The following is a 21,665-nucleotide window of genomic DNA, read 5'->3' as shown; positions in this document are numbered from 1 at the left end:
TAAATGAACTTTATACCTCAGTCCATACCTGAAATCATACTAATTGAGCCTCAAATACTTGGCGATCATCGTGGTTACTTTGTGGAAACCTTTCGACAAGACAAGTTTGAACAAGCCGTCGATTACAAAGTCAACTTCTGCCAAGACAATGAATCTAAATCCACCAAAGGCGTGTTGCGAGGTTTGCATTACCAATTACCACCCTATGAGCAAAGCAAATTGGTAAGGGTGATTGAGGGAGAAGTTTTGGATGTCACGGTAGATATTCGTCAGGGTAGTCCGACTTATCTTCAACACATTGCAGTAAAATTGGACTCGATCAAGAAACAGCAACTGTTTATACCACGCGGTTTTGCGCACGGCTTTGTCGTGTTAAGTGAGCAAGCCGTTTATACCTACAAAGTGGATAACTATTTTTCCAGTGAAAACATTCGCGGGATTGCCTTTGATTCAGACAAATTAAAAATTGACTGGATTCTGCCCCATGACCAATTAACTTTATCGGATAAAGATCGGAATCATCCCGATTTACCAGTGCAACACTAAGATAAACGAAGCTGACAGTATATGAAGAATAAACAATACGCCTTTTTAAAAAGCGCCCTAACAACCAAAGAAATTACAACGGTAGTCGATTGGGTCAAACACCAAAACGACATCGTCAATGTATCCATCAACAAAGTGCCGTTTAAAAATTTACAAAAATGGTATTTTGACGAAGAACTTGGCAACCTTAGACATGAAACCGGACGATTTTTTACCATCGACGGCATTCGGGTTGAAACCACTTGGGGAAGCCAGCCGACCTGGGATCAACCGATTATCAATCAACCCGAAATAGGTTTTCTAGGGTTTATCGTAAAAGAAATAAACGGTGTTTTGCATTTTTTGGTACAAGCCAAGATTGAACCGGGCAATGTCAACTTTGTTCAACTTTCGCCGACGCTTCAAGCGACACGAAGTAACTACCTGCAAACACACGGTGGCAAAAAACCCCTTTATCTTGAATACTTCCAAAACGCCAGCAAAGACCAAATACTCCTTGACCAACTCCAGTCCGAGCAGGGAGCAAGATTCCTAAGAAAACGCAATCGAAACATCATTATTAAAATAGACCAAGAAATAGAAGTTCATCCAAATTTTATCTGGCTAACGCTTGGTCAACTAAAAAAACTCATGCAAATCGATAATCTTGTAAACATGGATGCAAGAACCGTTGTATCCGGCATTGAATTTGGCGGCTACGACCAACAAACTGTTGAATTTTTTAGCTACCTTAATCAAAGAAAATCGATAGAGCAAAGCTTCCTACAATCTGCGCTAATCAATAACAAAGCACAGCACACGATTGAAGAAATTATTACCTTTATGACTCAAATCAAAAGCGTTAATGATCTAACCGTGAAACAAATCCCCTTATCGCAAATGCACGGCTGGCAAGTAACCGAAACCGAAATCACCAGGCCTGATAACAAATACTTCAAAATCATAGGGGTAGATGTAGAAATCGGAAACCGTGAAGTCGTCACCTGGTCACAACCCATGGTCGAGCCAGCACAAGAGGGATTGTGTGCCTTTATTTGCAAACCCATTGATGGAGTAATGCACTTTGCCGTTCAAGCCAAAGTCGAATGCGGCAACCACGATATTGTTGAATTTGCCCCTACAGTGCAAACCCTGACAGGGGATTACAAAGCCTCACCCCAAAACACCATTCCATTTTTAGACTACATCCTCAATGCAAAACCCGAGCAAATATATTTCGATACCCTGCAATCCGAGGAAGGCGGGCGCTTTTACAAAGAACAAAATCGCAACACCATTGTCATTGCAGACGAAACCTTCGGTGAACAATTACCCGATAACTTTATTTGGATGACACTCAATCAACTGCATACCTTTATAAAGTTTAATAACTATTTAAACATTCAAGCACGCAACCTAATAGCCACGATCAGTTACACGCGAGGCGAAAATGAACAAAATTAAAATCGGCATCCTAAGCTGTGCAAGCATTGCAAGACGCTTTGTTATTCCGGCTATTAAACAAACACCAAGCTTTGAATTATACGGAATAGCCAGTCGTAACCCGGAAAAAGCAAAACAAGCCGCAAGCGACTTTGAAACCAAGGTCTTTGAGAGTTATGACGAACTGATTAACGCGACATTAGACGCCGTTTATATCCCTCTGCCGAATAGCCTGCATTATGAATGGATAAAAAAATCACTCAATAACAACCTACATGTTCTAGTTGAAAAATCCATGACCTGTAGCCTAGAGCAAACACAAGAACTTAATACCTTGGCACAATCGAAAGGGCTTGTGTTGATTGAAAATTTCCAATTTCGTTTTCACACACAAATGGCGTACATCCAACAAGTATTAAAATCAGGCAAATTAGGCGAATTAAGAAATATACGTGCCAGCTTTGGCTTTCCACCGTTCCCAGATGCCGATAATATCCGATACCACAAACAACTCGGTGGTGGGGCGTTGCTAGATGCTGGCGCCTACCCAATAAAAATCAGCCAAATCTTTCTCGGCAACGATATTTATGTTGATAGTTCAAGCTTAGCCTTTCCCGCCGACAAACAAGTCGATATTTGGGGAAGCGCTTTTGTTAAACAAGAAAATGGCAAGCTAACTTCACAAATCGCGTTTGGCTTTGACCATTTTTACCAAAACAACCTGGAATTATGGGGCACAAAAGGCAAACTTACTGCTACAAGAATTTTTACAGCTGGCCCAGGCGTAAAGCCCGAGGTGATTATAGAAACCCAAGAAGGCAAAGAAAGCATTGTGTTACCAGAAGACAATCACTTTGTTAATATGCTCAACCACTTTGCAAACTGCATCAATACCAAACAAAATTTAAACGATGAATACCATCAAAACATTAACCAAGCCAGGCTGATAGGTGAATTAAGTGAACGCGCAAAATAATCAACCCATTTATGTAACACAACCTTCATTACCGCCACTCGAAGAATATGTGGATTATTTAAAAGGCGTATGGCAAAGCGGCATACTCACGCACAATGGGCCATTGGTGCAAGAGTTGGAAAAACAACTCTGTAATACATTAAATATTAAAAACTTCGTTACCGTCACCAATGGCACCATTGCCATTCAAATGGCGATCAAAGCCTTAGAGTTAAAAGGCGAAATCATCACCACGCCATTCAGTTGGGTAGCCACCATCAGCGCCATAAAATGGGAGGGCTGTACCCCTGCTTTTTGCGACATAGACCCGGAAACCTTAAATATCAACCCGGCTAAAATTGAAGCCTTAATTACCGATAAAACTGTGGCGATTATGCCGGTGCATGTATTCGGCAATCCATGTCATGTCGAACAAATCGAAGCCATAGCAAAAAAACACAACCTCAAAGTCATTTATGATGGCGCACACGCCATCGGCACCACGGTAAACGGCAAAAGCGTTTTAGAATGGGGTGATATTTCCGCAACCAGCTTACACGGCACCAAACTGCTTAACACCGCAGAAGGCGGCGGCTGTATAACCACCAACTTAGACCTGCACGAAAAACTAAAACGCATACGTTTTTTTGGACACGATCAAAACAAAGACATCGTTGAAGATGGCTTCAACGGCAAAATGACTGAAGTTCATGCTGCATTAGGTTTAGCGAATCTAAAGTATTTTGATGAAGTCTTAGCCGACAGAAAACACAAATACCTGCTTTATCGTGACGCACTGCAAGCCAACTCAAAGTTAAGCTTCCAAAAATTAAACGGAGATGGGTGCAATTATTCCTACTTTCCCGTTATTTTTGAAACCGAGCAAACATTATTGGAGGCAGAGAAAAAATTAAACAAGCAAAAAATCTTCCCTAGAAGATATTTTTATCCTTCATTAAACACACTAGGTCATATTGTCGAATATCAACCGATGCCTGAATCAGAAAGTATTGCAAAGCGAATACTGTGTTTACCGTTATATAAAAACCTACAGATTGACGATATCGAAAAAATAATAAGATTGATTGCATGATACTTTGGATCCCACAAATTCAAAACAATCAGGCCTGCTTAGTTTCAAGAGATATTGCCAGCCGGGTTTTATGTTTGCCGATTTATCCGGATTTGAATGATGAAGAACAGAAACAAGTTATAAATGCTTTAAAGGAAGGTTTATGAAGAAGCTAATTATCATCGGTGCTAGTGGTTTTGGAAAAGAGGTTTTGTGGTTGGCACAGCGACTTGGGCTTGTTGTTAAAGGGTTTTTAGATGACACACCAGAAAAGCAGGGCGCTATTATCATGGGTGTACCCGTTATTGGAAAAGTTTCAGATTATAAAAACTACCTTGAATGTGACTTTGTTATTGGGGTAGGTTCGCCAAATGGTCGCCGCACTATTTTTGAAAAGTTAGGCGGTAGTGTTGAATTTACAACCTTAATTGACCCTTCTGCAATTATTGATGCCAGTTTTGTTGGTACTGGTTCAATTATTTGTGCGGGTGTAATAGCGACAGTTGATGTTCAAATTGGTAAACATAGTATTGTTAATCTTAATACAACGCTTGGACATGATGTGAAAGTGGGTGATTTTGTGACAATTGCACCAAATTGTTCAATTTCAGGAAATATAACTATTGGTGATGGTGTCAATGTAGGTACCGGTGCAACTTTGGTAGAAAAAATAACCATTGGTGAAGACTCTATACTTGGAATGGGAAGTGTATTGAGTAAGGATTTGGAGTCCAACAAATTTGCGGTGGGAAACCCAGCTAGAGTTATCAAAACACTAGGAGAATAAAGTGGCAAAAGTTTCGTTTGATGACATAGAGGTTGGAATGATGCGAAGTTATAGCCAGACTATAACAGATGCCGATGTTAAAACCTTCGCAGGTTTATCTGGTGATAATAACCCCGTTCACATGAGTGATGAATATGCAGAGAAATCGCAGTTTAAGAAAAGAATCGCGCATGGAATGATTTCAAGCAGTTTTTTTTCAGCGTTGTTTGGCAAAGAGTTGCCAGGCGAAGGTTGTGTTTATGTTGGCCAAAACTTGAGGTTTTTAAGACCCGTTTATCTTAATGACACAGTGACGGCTGAAGTCACCGTAACCAAAAAAGATGAAATAAAAAGAAGAGTATTTTTTAAAACAGTTTGTTATGTGAGTGGAAAGATAGTGATTGTTGGTGATGCAGAATTGTATGTACCTGAACCTGCATGATGTGAATCAAAACCACCAGGCTTGGTAGTTTTGTATATGGATTGCTTGATAAAAAAAGTAGGTTTGCAGTGAATACTTTATATCGTTACACCCCGCACACAAATGAACATCGTGACGAAGTGATTTTGAATGCTCAGTTGTGGTTTACAAAACCTGAAAATTTCAACGATCCATTAGATTCAAGACTAGATTATCGACAAGAATACTCTCAGGCAGAGATTAAATATTTTTGGGGTGGTTTTTTGCAAAGCAAACCGGATCATCCGCAAACAATCGATGAAATAATGCAACGCTGGGGCAGCAATGAAAGGTTTGTTGACCAGCAGAATCTGATTTTCAATCAATTCAGAAGCCAAATGGGGGTGTGCTGTTTTTCAGTATCACCGTACAACATTTTGATGTGGTCGCATTACGCTAACAATCATAAAGGCATTGTTTACGAATTTGAACCGGATTTATTTTTAGGTTCAACCACCGCTAGTTTTAAAGGTCATCCATTAAAAGTCGATTATGCAGAAAATAACGAATATGAATTACTTTCTTATGCCTTGGTAGGTAAACCTAAACAAGAACAGTTTGTAACCGAGCAATTAACAAAAGCGACCGACTGGGCTTATGAGCAGGAATACCGTTTTATAGATCTGAACGGTAACGGTAATAAAACTTTTAAAAAAGAGTCGTTAAAAACGATTATTGTCGGTGCTAAAACGCCTGAATCTGAAATTGCAAGAATACAAAACCTGTGCAGGCAAAACGGTTTTGGTCATGTGGCATTTAAACAAGCTAAGTTTAAAACAGGCAAATTTGAGATAGAACTGGTGAATATTTAACAAAACCACCAGATCTGGTGGCTGAAAGGGATGGCTGTAAGATGAGTTGGGATTGGATAATTACTTTTGCTGTAAGTGCTGTTACTGGTGCGCTTAGTGGATTAGCAGTGCCAATGTTTATTGAACGATACCGCTCAAAACTTGTTATTAGACAAGAGGAAATCAAAAATCAGCTAAAGAAGTCAGAGTTTTTCTTTGAGCATCAATATTTGGCCGCTCAAGAGTTTAGTTCGTTTTTCTATGGGCTGTTACCCCAAAAGCATCATTTTGCTGATAAGTGGGATGATGTAATGAAGCATCTATCATCACAGTTACCGGATCACGGTGAGTTTTTGAGCTATTTTTTAGAAAAGTACGATGTGTTATTAAGCGAAGTAACAATTGCGCAAATAGCCAAGGCGAAAACTGTTGTTTATGCTTACATAGATGAAGAGACCGAAGAGGCAGAAATAGTACAAAATTACCCCATTTGGCTTGAGAAAAAAGCACTGGGCTTCGGTGACCAGTTTTACCAAGCTGTTGAGCAAGCACACAAAGCGTTGCGCAATGAATTAAGAAAGCAGATTAAATGAAAAAGATTTTACACATAACCACAGACAACAAATTTATAAGCCATGCCTTAACGACCTTCGAAAATGTGTATCCAGGCCAAAACACAGTTTGGATGTTTGCGAATGGGCATGATGGCCATGTATCTAAAAATCACCGCGATTTAGAGTTTACTTTTTTTGATACCTTGAAGCCGTCTTTTTTAAAAAAGTTGAAAGCCTTTGACTTGGTCGTGATTCATGGTTTTGACTTGTTTAAGTTCCCATTGGTGGCGTTGGCACCAGCAGGGGTTAAGTTTGCGTGGTTGGGTTGGGGGTATGATTATTACAGCTATATTTACAAAAACGAAGATGCGTTATTGTTATCCGAAACCTTGCCATTAAAAAAATCTTGCAGAAAAACATCATTCGCTGATTTTTTACATCCAGTCAAATTAGCAAAAAAGGTGGCGCGAAAGCTGACAGAACTCGCTTTTAAAAATAAAGCCTTAAAACGCATTGGTTCTTTTTCGCCTGTGTTATCTGAAGAACACAAACTGGTTGCAAACGCGGGGTTGATTACGCATTTGCCAGCTTTAATGCCTTGGAATTACGGTTCGCTGGAAGAAAGCCTAGTCAAAAACTTTATCGGTGAAAGGGTGAATGGCGATGCGATTTTATTGGGTAATAGCGCCTCGTTTACTAATAATCATCTTGAGGCGTTCGAGCTAATACAAGCTAATGAAGATGTAATTGGACTACATTCAAAAATTGTCGCACCGTTAAGTTATGGCGATGCGTGTTATAAAAAAGCGATGCTTGAACAAGGTGAGTTAAATTTTGGTGAACGTTTTCATCCGGTTGTCGATTTTATGGCGATTGATGACTATGTGGCGCTTTTAAAACAATGCGGATTTGCGATTATGAATCACAAACGCCAACAAGCCGTAGGGAACATCGTGATTATGCTTTACTTAGGCGCTAGAGTGTTTTTGCGTGAAGAGAATCCTACCTATCAAATGCTAAAAAACGATGGTGCTATTTTGAACACAATAATGGAATTAGAACAACAACCAGACCTGCTTAAAGCACCTTTAACAGAACAAGAGATACAAACGAATATCGCAATACTATATAAGCACTGGTCAAAACAAGCGATAGACCTGAAAACCAAGAACTTGGTGAGTTTTCACCTTGACCTTGGAGAGCATGCTTGAACCCCCGTAAAGTCTTAGCCTTTTCAGTTGGGCCGATTGGCGCGGCGGTATTGGGGTTGATCACCTTGCCGATTGTGGCGTGGTTGTTTTCGCCAGAAGATATTGGGCGTTTGACTATGCTGAATGTAACAATAAGTTTTGCGTTGCTATTATTTAGTTTGGGTTTGGATCAGGCCTATGTTCGCGAGTTCCACGAGGTGCAAGATAAACCTGGCCTGCTGAAAGCGGTCTTTATTCCAGGGTTTTTGATTCTACTGGTTGCGCTTGTTGCGGTGATTTTAAGTCCTTGGTCGATTTCTGAAGTGTTGTTTGGCATGGATTCGCTTTTATTAAGTGGCTTAATGGTGTTAGCGATTTTGCTCAGCTTCTTTTCGCGTTTTTTGAGTTTGATTTTGCGAATGCAGGAGCGTGGTTTGGCTTTTTCTATGAGTCAATTATTGCCAAAATTATTATTTTTGGTGATTGTGCTGGGCTATATGTGGCTTGGTGCCGCGGCTATTTTTGAAAACCTGATGCTTGCTAATGTGTTGGCTTTATCGTTGGTGTTTATGGTTTATGCGTGGAATACGCGTAAAGACTGGATACCCGCGCTCACGGCGACCATTGATAAAGCCAAGCAAAATCAAATGATCCGCTATGCCATTCCGTTGATTGGTAGCGGTGTGGCGTTTTGGGGTTTAACCACTATGGATAAGGTCTTTTTAAGAACCATTTCCTCGTTTGAAGAGTTGGGAATTTATTCCGTTGCTGTGAGTTTTGCAGGTGCGGCTTTAGTCTTTCAAGCTATTTTTTCGACGATTTGGGCGCCAGTAGTGTATAAATGGGCGTCTGAGGGCGTTGACCCAAAGAAAATTAAAAATGTGATGGATTTTGTCACTCTGGCGGTGATTTTGATTTGGTCTTTGGCAGGTATGTTTTCTTGGGTGGTTCCCTATATATTGCCACCTGAATATATAAGTGTTCAGTACATACTATTGGCGGCGATGGCCTATCCGTTGCTTTATACCTTGTCAGAATCGACCGGTGTGGGAATTGGTATTCAACGCAAGACGATGTTTTCTTTGCTTGCCGCAATGGTAGCATTAGTGTTCAACGCGATTGCAAACTGGTTTTTGATTCCGATATACGGGGCAGCAGGCGCTGCAATGGGTTCGGCTTTAGCTTTTTTTATCTTCTTCACCATTCGTACCGAAGCGAGCTCAAAGCTATGGGTGAATTTTGAACGCTGGCGGATGTATGGGTTTATTTTACTGTTGTTAGTTTTGAGTCTTCTGATTAATTTAATCGATGTGGGTTTGCTTCAAATCATCTTTTATTCAACCGTATTGTTGATAGGGCTGATTGCTTTCAAAACCCAAAGCACACAGGCGTATAGTTTTGTGGTAGAAAAAGTTATTAAGAGATTAAAGAATAAATCATGACCCCAACCCGCGCGATTCAATTATCCCTTTTGCCGGCTGATGCAAAACCGGTTGCGAATTCGCATAAGTTTTTGCAGCCTAGTTTGTTGGTGGATGTGAAGTTTTATCAAGATGCGAAAAACCGTGAGTATATCGGCTTTTTTGGTTGTATTTATTTTGCGCTGGTTGCGAATGGTGACGCGGGGCAAGCCTTAAATGATTACAAGGCCAAGCCGAGTTTGATATTCGATTTTTATCAAGCGGATAAAGATGCCGTACCAGAGGCGATCTCACAATCGTTGCGCGGTAGTAGCACGTTAGCCGTTTGTGAAGCGAATACCTTTGAAAGCACAACGGTAAAAGCAGTGTTTGCTGAAAAGGGTGCATGGATTTGGCCGAAGTTTGGCAAGCCGGATGTATTTGTACGCTATCAGTTACTGTACTTGCTGGCAAGAAGCTATAACTTATATGCTGAGATGCAATTGCAAAAAGTCGCACAGGCCTATGATTCCAAAGATTTAGAAAAAATGATTGATTACCGCGAGGCGATTTTAGCGTTTGACTTAAAAAACTACTACAGCAATCCAGTGTTAATTGATCGCCACGAACTCCGCCAGGCCTGGCCGATTCTGTCGAAACTATTTGAATTGCCGCAAGTGCATGATGAAATGAAAACCCAAGTGCAAGACTTGTCCGACCTAATCACTGCCAAACAGCACACAGCGCAAAACGCGCGCTATAAACGCATGGAAATCGCGTTTTGGATTATCGGCGCAGGCGTGGGCTTGGTGGCGCTGTTTTAGATAATCTGGGTCTTTGAAAACTGCGTATAAGTTAAGGATGAAGAGTGAGCAAATATAAATACCAACTTATTACAAATATGATGGGCCATCGCGGGCACAGGCATTCCGCGATGAATTAACACCCAATGAAGTTGAATATAACTTGGCGTGTTTTTTTGATGCAGTGGATCGGTACTATGAAGACGACACAGCGACTTTCACCAAGACTGCAGATGATTGTATTGAAATAACGACAATGCTTTCTGAGGCAGAATGCGATGAGCGCGTTAAAGGATGTCTAAATAGTTTGGATTTGTATGCTCGTAAAAAATAAACCAGGGAAGTGAAGTCGATAATGTCTGAACTACTTCAACAAATAGCGCAGGATGTGTTTGTTTCCTTTAAGCGTGCTTATCCGACGTCGGCTTTAACAGAAGTCGAGGTGTTGGATTATTTAGGTCGAGATCAGTTTGTTGAGGGTGGTCAGGCCTGGTTGACGAGTGAAGAATATCGCACTCGGACGGTGTTAATGCATGATGAAAAACCTAGCCCATTATTAGAGTTGGTTGATTTTTTAAGAAATGACCAGGTGGTTGTTGCTGGTTTGAAGATTTCCAATGATTCTGAGGATGAGATTTTTAACGCGCTAAAAAAATGTGCTTGGGTGGATTTTAAAAATTACACGATTGAAGTTGAAGATTTTCCAACTTTGCCTTTTTTCTATACCTTCATTGATTGCACCTTTACTAAAACCTATCGTCTCGGATTGCGTGCGCTGGAAGTTAATGATATAGCACGCAAGCACGCTAAAGATTCGCAGATTTTCAGAGATTGTACTTTTACTTCGTGTTTGGTGGTTGATCATAATTTGACCGATGAAAACCTGTTGAATCTGTTTGGCGGCCTGATTGTTGAATGTGAATTTAACAGTTTAGTTGTCCGCGGAATTCGGGTTAAAAACCAACTTATTATGGTAACAAGTGATAAAGATGATCCCGATAAGCGATCTAAAGCCGAAAACATTACCTTATCGGATGTCACATTTGAATCCGATTTTGAATTAAGCAGGATGGAAGTGGATAGCTTTTCGCTTTCCAATTGTGTTTTTCTTGCCAAGGTTGATTGCAAGTTTTTGCATTCTAAAATGTTTTTGATTTCTGATTGTCAGTGTGAATTTTCCTTTAACTTGGATGGTTTATATGCCGATAAGCTGATGATTTCACAAACCAGTTTTAATCATTTTTGTTCAATCAAAGGCGCAAACCTTGGCGTGCTAAATGTGTCGCAAGCGTCATTTCACTATTCGCTGGATGCGAGTGGTGTTGATATTCAGGAATGTTTAACCTTGCATGGTGCAGTTTTTAATCAACCCTCGAATTTTTTAGGCATCACCTTTACTGAATCGGCACTAAAACAGATCGACCGTGAAACCTTCCGCATTATCAAACATTCGTTCGACGCGGTTGGTAACCATATTGAAGCGAATCGTTTTTATGCCTATGAAATGGAAGCCTATCGGCGCGAGTTGAATCAGCCAGGGCAGGGCGTGTTTTGGGAAAAGTTGTTGTTAGGCTTTAATAAGGCAGTATCGGATCACGGGCAAAGCTACTGGAAACCTGTCGCTTGGATTCTAGGCGCGTTGGTGGTCTTAAAGACTTTGCACTTTGTACAACAAGAAAACTGGCTTTATCAAGTTTGTGAACCATGTAATCCGTGTTTTGAATGCTTGGACTATTTTTTTAATGGTTTCGTTAAAGAGATTCCTTTATTTAAACACCTCACCATTCCCGGTATCGAATTTTTAAGCCTACTCATTGGATTATTTATTTCAGCTTTTATCTGGCAAGCTCTGGTCGTCTTTAGAAGGCACGTAAAACGCTAATACCACCAGTCAGGTCCATGGGTATGTTGCGCAAAGGGTTGAGCATTAAAAAGGACAAGCAGTGAAGCAAACAAACCGCTGGTGGGAAGTCTATATCGTGCGTTATGCCGTAGGCACGGTGGTCGGCGCGTGTGGTACACAAAGCGCGAAAATGAGGTTGTTTTGATCCAGACAGCTATAAACACCTTAGAGAACACAGCAATTTTTTTATTGGTACTGCATAATGTCATGCTACTGGGTGTAATTTTGCCATAATGCACCGCTTTTGCTCGCTATCCTCTGGATACTTCCTGCCGCGGGCGTATATATACTCGGCCACAAGACAGAAGAACAAATGGTAAGCGACAGAATACATTGTAAACAAATTAAAAAACTAAAAACTTAAAATTAAGCAATAAGACCACTAGGCCAAGTGCCCGATAGATATAGTGGTTGAGGAAATAAAAACAAGATGTCAGAAAAACTTAAAATTAGCGTGATTATTCCAACTTATCACGATTGGCCAAGATTGCAGCTCTGCCTGAATGCATTAGAAGCGCAAACAATAAGACAACAAGACTTTGAAATTCTTGTTGTAAATAACGATCCACAAGATACACCACCAATAGAATTAAAATTGCCAACAAACTGTCAATTATTAAGTGAACAAAAACCTGGTTCTTATGCGGCACGGAATGCGGCATTAGGCATTGCAAAAGGTGAGGTTATTGCATTTACCGATTCTGATTGTATTCCTGAAGAGAATTGGTTAATCAATGCGGTTGAAAGGTTGCAAAAAGGAGCAGAGCGTATTGCAGGAAGAGTAGAGTTGTTCTTTAAGTCAGATAAACTAACCTTAGCTGAAATTTATGAAAAAGCCTTTGCGTTTGATCAGGAATCGAATGCCAAAGCCGGTGGATCTGTAACGGCAAATATGATCACTTGGCGCAAGCATTTTGATACGGTGGGGTGGTTTAATGATTCGCTCATGTCAGGCGGCGACAACGAATGGGGCTGGCGAGCAAAAGACTTGGGGATTCCAATACAATATGCACCTGACGTGGTTGTTAAGCACCCTGCTAGAGATAGTTTAAAAGAAATTTTTCAAAAACAAAAACGTGTTTCAGGTGGTGCCGCTGCACGAAGTCGAAGCAAGTTCTACGGATTGACGAGGAGTATTATTATGGGTTTTTTGCCCCCCCGTGCTATTTTGCTTCAATGGCGTGCACATAGATTAACAGTGAGTGAAAAGCTGACGTTAACCATTTTGGTTTATATTGTGAAAATTTATGGAACTATTTTTACTATTGGGGTTTTATTTAATTTAGTAAAAATTGCTCGTTCTTAAATCAAGAATAAATTTTAAAGGGCTTTTTTCTTCATGTACTTATCAGTTTTTTTTTACACGGCCAGTGTTGTGCTAGTACTCTTTTCTGCATGGATTTTCAGGAATAGATATTTTTCCTTTATCCCAATTGCTATAATAATTTTTATTTTTGGATTAAGGGTAGATGTCGGAACCGATTATCAAAACTATGTTGATATATATCAACGTATTTATTTAGGCGATACATATTTTCTTCAGGAAAAGTTGGAGCCAATTTTTTATTATTTTACTTTGATTTTCACAAAGTTAGGTACGGGTTCAGAAGTTTATATATTATTTACAGTTCTATTTACATATGTCATGTTATGGTTAACATCAAAAAAAATTAACTTAAACTATTTTATATTTATTTATAGTTTTATCATTTTTGGATTTTTATTTAGTTTTAATAATATTGTTAAGCAGGGTATTTCAATTGTTTTAGTTTTATATGCTTTTATATCATTTTCAAATGATAAAATAATAATAAAATATTTACTTATTTTAGCTGTTGCGTCGTTTATTCATTATTCCGCCTTGATAGGGGTCTTCCTGATATTTTTTTACTTTTATCCAGTTTTATCTTTTTTAGCTTTGGCTGCTTCATTATTTTCCTTTAGTTTTTTTATAGATATAGTTTTTGCTAGTGGTTATGTGCCAAATAATCTACATGGTTATTTTATGAATATAGAAAAAAACGTTCAAGGTGGTCTTGGAATGAGGCCTGTATTTGAAGTTTTAATATTTTTAATTTTATTTATTTATTTGTTTTTAATAAGGGGTTTTTATAAACATAAAGAGGTATTGTTGTATTTTTCTGTAACATTCTCGGGTGTTTTGTTGAATTGTATGCTTATAGATTATGGTTACTTTATAAGGTTGGCTAACTATTTTTATATATTTATAATAATTTTTTTTTCAATAGTTGTTTTTTATTTATCTGCCTATGAAAAATTTTTTTTATATGCTTTTTTACTACTCTATGGTTCTATGCTTTTTTATAGAAACATTACATCTGAACAGTATTTACCATATTCAAATGTTTTTTTGGGTGTGTTTTGAAGAAAGGGTTTAAACGATGAAGATATTAGTCATTACTGGATACTATAAGCCTGCATACAAGGCTGGTGGTCCAGTAAAAAGCATAAGTAATCTAGTTGAGAATTTAGAAGATTTTAAGTTCAATGTTGTTACGAGTGATCGTGATTTAGCTGATGTTTTACCTTTTGAACACGTAATTCCGGGTTCTTGGCAAAATTATGGGGGTGCTAGTGTTATGTACTTGTCGCCAAAGCAACTTTCTTTCAATGCAATAGCAAAGCTCATAAATGAAACCTCTTTTGATGTTCTCTATTTAAATAGTTTTTTTGACTCAATTTTTTCAATAAAACCCTTGTTGGCAATGAGAATTGGGAAGGTCAAGCCGTGTCCAGTAGTCTTAGCGCCACGCGGTGAATTTTCTAAAGGCGCTATGGAAATAAAACCTTTTAAAAAAAGATTATTTATAAGGGTTTCTTCCTGGATCGGTTTATATCAGGGTGTTTTATGGCAGGCTTCTAGCGAGTTTGAGCGTCAAGATATTATTGATGCTTTATCTGTTAAGCCAGATAGCGTTCTTGTAGCTAAAAACTTGTCTTCTAGGTTAACGAACTCTGACCTTAAATTTAACTATCGACCGTCTAAGGTTTTTAAGATTGTTTTTCTTTCACGTCTTTCACCAAAGAAAAACTTAGATTACGCACTAAAATGCTTGGCATTTGTTACAAATGAAGCTGTGTTTGATATTTATGGTCCAAAAGAAGATGAAGCTTACTGGAAAATTTGTTTAAAACTAATTGAGGCATTGCCAACTAATATTACGGTTAATTATTATGGTTCCGTTAAATCTGATCAAGTCGCTGAGATTTTTTCAAGATATGATTTATTCTTTTTTCCAACGCGTGGTGAAAACTATGGCCATGTAATTGCTGAGTCCTTATCCGTTGGTACACCAGTTTTAATTAGCAATCAAACTCCTTGGCGAGATCTTGCAGATGATAATATTGGTTGGGATTTACCTCTTAATTCAATGAAAGAGTTTGTAAAAAAAATTGAGATTTTTGCAAATTTAAGTTCAGAAGAAAGAGCGTCTAGTCGTCAGATAATTTTTGAAAATGGATTAAAGCGTGTCAATTCTAATGCTGATTTAGAGGCTAATAGAAGATTGTTTGAGTTTGCAGTCGAACGATTTAACCTAGATAAGGTTTAAGTATGTTTAAAAATAAAGTATTAATGATCACCGGCGGCACAGGTTCGTTTGGTAACGTGGTGTTAAAGCGGTTTTTGGAATCGGATTTGAAAGAAATTCGTATTTTCTCGCGTGATGAGAAAAAGCAGGATGATATCCGCAAGAAGTATGCGCATCCAAAATTGAAGTTTTATATTGGTGATGTGCGGGATTTCCGTTCTGTGTTGAATGCGACGCGTGGGGTGGATTTTATTTTCCATGCGGCTGCTTTAAAGCAAGTGCCTTCGTGTGAGTTTCACCCGATGGAGGCGGTGAATACGAATGTTTTGGGTACGGAAAATGTTCTTGAGGCGGCGATCCAAAATGAAGTGAAGCGTGTTGTTTGCTTGAGTACCGATAAAGCGGTTTACCCAATTAATGCCATGGGTATTTCTAAGGCAATGATGGAAAAGGTGATGGTCGCCAAGTCACGCAATGTGGATGATGAAAAAACCGTTATTTGTGGTACAAGATATGGCAATGTAATGGCATCGCGTGGTTCGGTAATTCCGTTGTTTATTGAACAGATGCGAGCAGGTACGCCTTTGTCGATTACTGATCCGAATATGACACGCTTTATGATGACCTTGGCAGATGCAGTGGATTTGGTGTTGTATGCATTTGAGCATGGTAACAATGGCGATATTTTTGTGCAGAAAGCTCCCGCCGCCACAGTTGAAACCTTGGCAATCGCCTTGCGCGAAATGATTGGTTTGCCAGATCATCCGATTAATATTATTGGGACACGTCACGGTGAGAAATTGTTTGAAGCCTTGTTAAGTCGTGAAGAAATGGCTTGTGCCGTGGATATGGGCGATTATTATCGTGTGCCACCAGATTTGCGTGATTTGAATTATGCTAAATTTGTGGAAGAGGGCGATAAAAAAGTCTCGGAATTGGAAGATTACAATTCGCACAATACACAACGTTTGGATGTGGAAGGCATGAAGCAGCTATTGCTTAAACTTGAATTTATGCAAAAAATTGCAAACGGTGAACACGCCACACCGGAGGAGTAATAATGAAAGTTTTAGTGACCGGTGCGGATGGCTTTATTGGTAAGAACTTATGCGTTACTTTGCAGCGCCGTGCTGACATTGAGATTGTTAAATTTACACGAGAATCGAATCCTGCCGACTTACCAGGCCTGGTGGTTGGGGTCGATTTTGTTTTTCATTTGGCGGGGGTTAATCGGCCAAAAGAAGAAAAAGAGTTTTTTGAAGGCAATGCAGATTTAACTAAATTGCTATGTGATGCGATTCGCGCTAGTGGCAAAAAAATACCGGTCATTTTATCGTCTTCAATTCAAGCCGAACGCATGAATCCCTACGGACGCAGTAAGTTGCAGGCCGAAATGCATTTGTTGAATTTGTATATTGAAACTGAAAACCCAGTTTATATCTACCGTTTGCCAAATGTGTTTGGTAAGTGGTGTAAGCCTAACTACAATTCAGCGGTAGCGACATTTTGCCATAACATTAGCCATGGTTTGCCCATTCAAATTAACGACCCAGATGCACCGCTAAATTTGGTACATATTGGCGATGTAGTGTCCTCTTTTATGCACGTGATGACGGAACTACCCAAAGAGACTTTGCACATTGATGTAGAACCTGTTTATCAAACCACAGTAGGTGAGTTGGCGGATCAGTTGATTCAGTTTAAAGAGAGCCGCGAAACTTTGATCACTGAGGCAGTTGGTGATGGCTTTATGCGTGTACTTTATGCCACTTATATCAGCTATATTTCGCCTAATCAGTTTAATTATCCGTTGAAAAAGAATGAAGATCCGCGCGGCGTGTTTGTTGAAATGCTTAAAACCAAAAACTCCGGTCAGTTTTCGTTTTTTACCGCGCACCCAGGGATTACTCGTGGCGGGCATTATCATCACGTGAAAACTGAGAAGTTTTTGGTTATTAAGGGTAAAGCACGTTTTGGTTTTCGGCATATCGTGACTGATGAAACCGTTGAAATTTATACCACCGGTGAGCAGCCTGAAATCGTTGAAACTGTGCCTGGTTGGTCACACGACATTACTAATGTGGGTGATGATGAAATGGTGGTGATGTTGTGGGCGAATGAAAATTTTAACCCGGCTAAACCTGATACGGTTGCTTATAAAGTTTAAGAGATGTTTTAAATGAAAAAATTAAAAGTGGTTACGGTTGTTGGCACGCGTCCAGAAATAATCCGTTTGTCTTGCGTGATGAAAAAACTGGATGCGCATTGTGAGCATATTCTGGTGCATACCGGCCAAAACTATGACTATGAACTCAATGAGATTTTTTTTAATGATCTAGGTATTCGTAAACCGGATTATTTTTTAGGCGCGGCGGGTGCTTCGGGTGCTGAAACCATTGGTAATGTCATTATTGCTGTCGATAAGGTTTTAGCCGAAGTTCAGCCAGAAGCTTTATTGGTCTTGGGCGATACTAATAGCTGTATGTCGGTGCTACCAGCCAAGCGCAGAAAGATTCCGACTTTCCACATGGAAGCGGGCAATCGTTGTTTTGATCAGCGTGTGCCAGAAGAAATTAACCGCCGAATAGTGGATCACATGGCGGATATAAACTTAACCTATAGCACAATTGCACGTGATTATTTGTTACGCGAAGGTTTACCAGCGGATATGGTGATTAAAACCGGCAGCCCGATGTTTGAGGTATTGAATACGTATCGTGAAGGCATTGAGGCGTCTGATGTTTTAGAGTGTCTGAAGCTGAAAAGGCATCAGTTTTTTGTAGTTAGTGCGCACCGTGAAGAAAATGTCGATTCGGATAAAAACTTTTTAAATCTGGCAGAGTCTTTAAATACGATTGCGGAAACCTATCACATGCCCGTAATTGTCTCAACGCATCCGAGAACGCAAAAGCGAGTCGATGCGATGGGGATTAAGTTTAATCCTTTGGTACAGTTATTAAAACCGCTGGGTTTTAAAGATTACAACAAGCTACAGTTGTGTGCCAAGGCCGTACTATCTGATAGCGGCACGATTAACGAAGAATCCTCGATTATGAATTTCCCGGCATTAAACTTGCGCGAAGCCCACGAACGCCCTGAAGGCATGGAAGAAGCGGCGGTGATTATGACCGGTTTGCAAAAAGATCGTATTATGCAAAGCTTGGCGATTATTGACAGTCAACCACGCGATGATAAACGTTTGATTCGTCAAGTTTATGATTACTCCATGCCTAACGTGTCTGACAAAATGGTGCGCATTATTCATAGTTATACCGATTATGTTAATCGTGTGGTTTGGAAAAAGTATTGATGACTAAACGTTGCGATTTCGCCATTATTAACCGTAGTTTTTGGCCAAAGAGCAAAATTATTGGTGAAGCATTATTGCAGTTGGCTGAAAAGTCAGCTGAAAATCACAAGGTTTCTGTAATTACCCAGTCGGATGTGGATTTGAAGGCAGAGCTGGCTAATGCTGGGCGCGGTGAGTGCGTGGTGCTTAGAGCGTGTAAAGCCCGTTCAAATTCAGCTACTCATTTAGTTTGGCGCATAGTGGATGCATTAATTTTTATGTTGTGGACGTTTTGGTCGTTGGTTTTAACTCGTCCCAAAAAAGTTTATATTTCGACAGACCCACCTGTTTTAGTGCCGTTTATCGTGTTTGTTTATGCCAAGTTGTTCCGTGCAAGTTATGTTTATCATTTACAGGACATTCACCCTGAAGCCGCCAATATTATTATCCCTTTAAATAAGTGGGTCTATAAGGTTTTGCGAAGGATGGATGCGATGGTGATGCGCAATGCTGAAGCTATAGTGACACTGACCTATATTATGCGTGAGGTGATTATCGAACGCTCTAAAACCAACGCACCGATTTATCTAGTTGATAATCCAGCGACGTTTGGTGAAGGTTCCAATGATTCGATTGAGAAACAACCAGGCCTGGTATTTACGGGTAATGCGGGCAGATTGCAACGTATTCCGTTATTGTTGGATTCAATTAGGGCTTATTATCAGCAAGGCGGAAGTTTACCGTTTGTGTTTGCAGGCGGCGGCGTGTTTAGTGGTGAAATCGCCAAACTGTCGGACGAGTTTGAGCAGGTTAGTTATTTGGGTGTTATCTCTCCCAATGAGGCTCAAGCGTTAAATTCGTGTTATGAATGGGCTTTATTGCCAATTAATGATGAGGTGACAAAATTTGCCTTTCCAAGTAAGACTTCGGCCTATTTGACTTCAGGGGTAAGTATTTTGTCTATATGCTCAAGCGATACCAGTGTCGGGAAATGGGTTAAAGAAAACGGCTATGGCTTTAATGTTGCCCCAAATCCGACTGAGTTAGTGAAGGCGTTATTTGCCATAGAAGGAAGAGAAATTGAGCCAGCCAAGTTTGACAACACAGAATTAATACAAAAGCTCAGTATTGATAGCTTTGTTGAATCGTTAAACCGCATAGTTTTTGAGAAGTAGAGAAAAATGAAACGTGTATTTGATGTGTCTTTGATTTTATTAAGCCTGCCGGTGTTACTGCCGGTTTTGGTGGTGGTGGGGTTGTTGGTGCGGGTTAAGCTGGGTTCGCCGGTGTTGTTTAAGCAGGTGCGACCAGGCCTGGCGGCTAAGCCGTTTACTTTGATGAAGTTTCGTTCGATGACGGATGCGCGCGATGCGCAGGGTATTTTGTTACCGGATGCGGTTCGATTGACCAAGTTTGGGCGGTTTTTGCGCTCGACCAGTTTGGATGAATTGCCAGGGCTGTGGAGTGTGTTAAAAGGCGATATGAGTTTGGTGGGGCCGCGTCCGTTGTTGATGGATTATTTGCCGTTATATTCTGCCGAACAAGCCCGCCGCCATGAAACCAAGCCTGGTATTACCGGCTGGGCGCAGGTAAATGGTCGCAATGCGATTAGCTGGGAACAAAAGTTTGAATATGATGTCTGGTATGTCGATAATCAATCGCTGTGGTTGGATATCAAGATTATCTTTTTAACGCTAAAAAAAGTGTTTGTTCGCGATGGGATTTCTGCACAAGGCGAAGCAACAATGCCAGCATTTAGGGGGACTCAAAAATGAGTAAAAGTATTTATGCGGTTTATGGTGCAAGTGGTTTTGGGCGTGAGGTTATGCCCTTAGTGCGTGAAACATTTTCTAATGGACTAGCGGCAGAATTTGTTTTTATTGACGATGGTGTGACTGACGAATTTGTAAATGGTGTAAAGGTTTGTACGTTCGATGCTTTTTTGAAGCTTGAGGCGGATGCAAAATATGCAACGCTCGCTATTGCTAACAGCAAAACCAGAGAGGTGTTGTTTGAGAAGTTAGAAAAAAATAGAATCAACCATCTTTCAATAATTGCTAAGAATGCGGTAGTTTTAGATGAGGTTGATACTGGTGAAAATTTAATCCTTACATCATTTACAACATTAACGTCTAATGTTCAAATCGGTAAGGCATTTCACGCCAACATTTATAGTTACGTAGCACATGATTGCGTTATTGGCGATTTCGTTACTTTTGGACCTGGTGTGAAGTGTAATGGTAATGTTCATATTCGGAGTCATGCTTACATCGGTACAGGTGCAATTATTAAGCAGGGTAAGCCTAATAAGCCTTTAGTTATAGGTGAAGGGGCTATTGTTGCAGCCGGTGCTGTTGTTACTAAAAATATTTCTGCGGGTATTACAGTATTCGGGAATCCAGCTGTACCTTTAACTAAAGAAAACATGAGAAAAATGCGATGACTGACAATTTTAAAGAGTTTGATATACATGAAATTGAAGTGGGCATGAAAGAGTCTTCATCTCATACTATTACGGATAATGATGTTGTTGCCTATGCTGAGATATCAGGTGATAAAAATCCTGCCCATCTTGATGAGGAATTTGCGGCTTCTACTCGTTTTAAAAAAAGAATTGCTCATGGTTTGATGTCGGCGTCATATTTTTCTGCTTTATTTGGTACTAAATTACCTGGGCGCGGTTGCGTGTATGTTAGTCAAAACTTAAATTTTAAACGCCCTGTTTATATAGGTGACGAAGTAATTGCGACTATTGAAGTTGTAGGAATTGATGTTGTAAAACGTAGAGTCTTTTTTAGCACGACCTGTAAGGTAAAGAACAAAGTTGTTATTGATGGTGAAGCTGAAATGTATATACCTCCAAAGGGTTAATAAAGTCAGGTGCGACCTAACTCAAACTAATTGTGGCGGAATTTGCCGCTGCGTCTTCGTAATTGCTGGCGGTGTTTGGGCAGCAGGCCTGG

The 21,665-nt window shown here is 39.9% G+C and carries 23 protein-coding genes; all 23 read left to right on the top strand.

What is annotated here, in order from left to right; genetic code table 11:
- Window positions 1–3 precede the first annotated feature (3 nt).
- The 23 genes from rfbC (at window position 4) to N746_RS0106810 (ending at window position 21,573) form a co-directional block, all read left to right on the top strand.
- Complete coding sequence (gene rfbC, locus N746_RS0106920; RefSeq protein WP_029935177.1) at window positions 4–546, top strand: dTDP-4-dehydrorhamnose 3,5-epimerase; 543 nt, start codon at window positions 4–6, stop codon at window positions 544–546.
- Between the two features lie 21 nt (window positions 547–567).
- The gene (locus N746_RS0106915) at window positions 568–1,989 is read left to right on the top strand and encodes an NDP-hexose 2,3-dehydratase family protein (RefSeq protein ID WP_029935175.1); all 1,422 of its coding nucleotides are present in this window, start codon (window positions 568–570) and stop codon (window positions 1,987–1,989) included.
- Window positions 1,976–2,944 (top strand): Gfo/Idh/MocA family protein, encoded by a 969-nt coding sequence (locus N746_RS0106910; RefSeq protein ID WP_029935173.1) that lies wholly within the window; start codon window positions 1,976–1,978, stop codon window positions 2,942–2,944. The genes N746_RS0106915 and N746_RS0106910 overlap by 14 nt, the downstream gene beginning before the upstream one ends.
- A complete protein-coding gene (locus tag N746_RS0106905) occupies window positions 2,928–4,016 on the top strand; it encodes a DegT/DnrJ/EryC1/StrS family aminotransferase (RefSeq protein WP_051678564.1) in 1,089 nt (362 codons plus the stop codon). The genes N746_RS0106910 and N746_RS0106905 overlap by 17 nt, the downstream gene beginning before the upstream one ends.
- Window positions 4,013–4,162, top strand: a complete 150-nt coding sequence (locus N746_RS10845; RefSeq protein ID WP_245603344.1) for a DegT/DnrJ/EryC1/StrS family aminotransferase — start codon at window positions 4,013–4,015, stop codon at window positions 4,160–4,162. The genes N746_RS0106905 and N746_RS10845 overlap by 4 nt, the downstream gene beginning before the upstream one ends.
- Window positions 4,159–4,782 (top strand): acetyltransferase, encoded by a 624-nt coding sequence (locus N746_RS0106895; protein ID WP_029935169.1) that lies wholly within the window; start codon window positions 4,159–4,161, stop codon window positions 4,780–4,782. The genes N746_RS10845 and N746_RS0106895 overlap by 4 nt, the downstream gene beginning before the upstream one ends.
- A 1-nt stretch (window position 4,783) precedes the next feature.
- On the top strand, window positions 4,784–5,203 hold the full coding sequence (locus N746_RS0106890; protein ID WP_029935168.1) for a MaoC family dehydratase: 420 nt from the start codon (window positions 4,784–4,786) through the stop codon (window positions 5,201–5,203).
- 68 nt (window positions 5,204–5,271) lie between these two features.
- Entirely contained in the window at window positions 5,272–6,033 is a 762-nt protein-coding gene (locus N746_RS10680; protein ID WP_029935166.1) for a DUF2971 domain-containing protein, read from the top strand.
- Window positions 6,034–6,074: 41 nt separating this feature from the next.
- Window positions 6,075–6,605: a hypothetical protein gene (locus N746_RS0106880; RefSeq protein WP_029935164.1), complete on the top strand. Its 531-nt coding sequence runs from the start codon at window positions 6,075–6,077 to the stop codon at window positions 6,603–6,605.
- Complete coding sequence (locus N746_RS0106875; protein WP_029935163.1) at window positions 6,602–7,777, top strand: TDP-N-acetylfucosamine:lipid II N-acetylfucosaminyltransferase family protein; 1,176 nt, start codon at window positions 6,602–6,604, stop codon at window positions 7,775–7,777. The genes N746_RS0106880 and N746_RS0106875 overlap by 4 nt, the downstream gene beginning before the upstream one ends.
- The gene (locus N746_RS0106870) at window positions 7,774–9,198 is read left to right on the top strand and encodes a lipopolysaccharide biosynthesis protein (RefSeq protein WP_029935162.1); all 1,425 of its coding nucleotides are present in this window, start codon (window positions 7,774–7,776) and stop codon (window positions 9,196–9,198) included. Before N746_RS0106875 ends, N746_RS0106870 begins: the two co-directional genes overlap by 4 nt.
- A complete protein-coding gene (locus N746_RS0106865; RefSeq protein ID WP_029935160.1) occupies window positions 9,195–9,980 on the top strand; it encodes a hypothetical protein in 786 nt (261 codons plus the stop codon). Before N746_RS0106870 ends, N746_RS0106865 begins: the two co-directional genes overlap by 4 nt.
- Window positions 9,981–10,314: 334 nt before the next feature.
- Window positions 10,315–11,841, top strand: coding sequence for a hypothetical protein (locus tag N746_RS0106860; protein WP_029935158.1), 1,527 nt, complete (start codon window positions 10,315–10,317; stop codon window positions 11,839–11,841).
- Between the two features lie 451 nt (window positions 11,842–12,292).
- Entirely contained in the window at window positions 12,293–13,168 is an 876-nt protein-coding gene (locus tag N746_RS0106855; RefSeq protein WP_029935156.1) for a glycosyltransferase family 2 protein, read from the top strand.
- Between the two features lie 33 nt (window positions 13,169–13,201).
- Window positions 13,202–14,248 (top strand): EpsG family protein, encoded by a 1,047-nt coding sequence (locus tag N746_RS0106850; protein ID WP_029935154.1) that lies wholly within the window; start codon window positions 13,202–13,204, stop codon window positions 14,246–14,248.
- Window positions 14,249–14,264: 16 nt separating this feature from the next.
- Window positions 14,265–15,434 carry a glycosyltransferase gene (locus tag N746_RS0106845; protein WP_029935152.1) on the top strand — a complete coding sequence of 390 codons (1,170 nt, stop codon included), beginning with the start codon at window positions 14,265–14,267 and terminating at the stop codon, window positions 15,432–15,434.
- Window positions 15,435–15,436: 2 nt separating this feature from the next.
- Window positions 15,437–16,471, top strand: coding sequence for a polysaccharide biosynthesis protein (locus N746_RS0106840; RefSeq protein ID WP_029935151.1), 1,035 nt, complete (start codon window positions 15,437–15,439; stop codon window positions 16,469–16,471).
- 2 nt (window positions 16,472–16,473) lie between these two features.
- Complete coding sequence (gene wbjC, locus N746_RS0106835) at window positions 16,474–17,580, top strand: UDP-2-acetamido-2,6-beta-L-arabino-hexul-4-ose reductase (RefSeq protein WP_029935148.1); 1,107 nt, start codon at window positions 16,474–16,476, stop codon at window positions 17,578–17,580.
- Window positions 17,581–17,592: 12 nt separating this feature from the next.
- Complete coding sequence (gene wecB / locus N746_RS0106830; RefSeq protein ID WP_029935147.1) at window positions 17,593–18,723, top strand: non-hydrolyzing UDP-N-acetylglucosamine 2-epimerase; 1,131 nt, start codon at window positions 17,593–17,595, stop codon at window positions 18,721–18,723.
- On the top strand, window positions 18,723–19,877 hold the full coding sequence (locus tag N746_RS0106825; RefSeq protein ID WP_029935145.1) for a glycosyltransferase family protein: 1,155 nt from the start codon (window positions 18,723–18,725) through the stop codon (window positions 19,875–19,877). The genes wecB and N746_RS0106825 overlap by 1 nt, the downstream gene beginning before the upstream one ends.
- 6 nt (window positions 19,878–19,883) lie before the next feature.
- On the top strand, window positions 19,884–20,477 hold the full coding sequence (locus tag N746_RS0106820) for a sugar transferase (protein ID WP_029935143.1): 594 nt from the start codon (window positions 19,884–19,886) through the stop codon (window positions 20,475–20,477).
- Window positions 20,474–21,145, top strand: a complete 672-nt coding sequence (locus N746_RS0106815; protein WP_029935142.1) for an acetyltransferase — start codon at window positions 20,474–20,476, stop codon at window positions 21,143–21,145. The genes N746_RS0106820 and N746_RS0106815 overlap by 4 nt, the downstream gene beginning before the upstream one ends.
- Window positions 21,142–21,573 carry a MaoC family dehydratase gene (locus tag N746_RS0106810; RefSeq protein WP_029935140.1) on the top strand — a complete coding sequence of 144 codons (432 nt, stop codon included), beginning with the start codon at window positions 21,142–21,144 and terminating at the stop codon, window positions 21,571–21,573. Before N746_RS0106815 ends, N746_RS0106810 begins: the two co-directional genes overlap by 4 nt.
- Window positions 21,574–21,665 lie beyond the last annotated feature (92 nt).

This window comes from Thiomicrospira pelophila DSM 1534, from assembly GCF_000711195.1.
Classification (GTDB): domain Bacteria; phylum Pseudomonadota; class Gammaproteobacteria; order Thiomicrospirales; family Thiomicrospiraceae; genus Thiomicrospira; species Thiomicrospira pelophila.
This window is presented reverse-complemented; position numbering and strand designations above follow the sequence as displayed.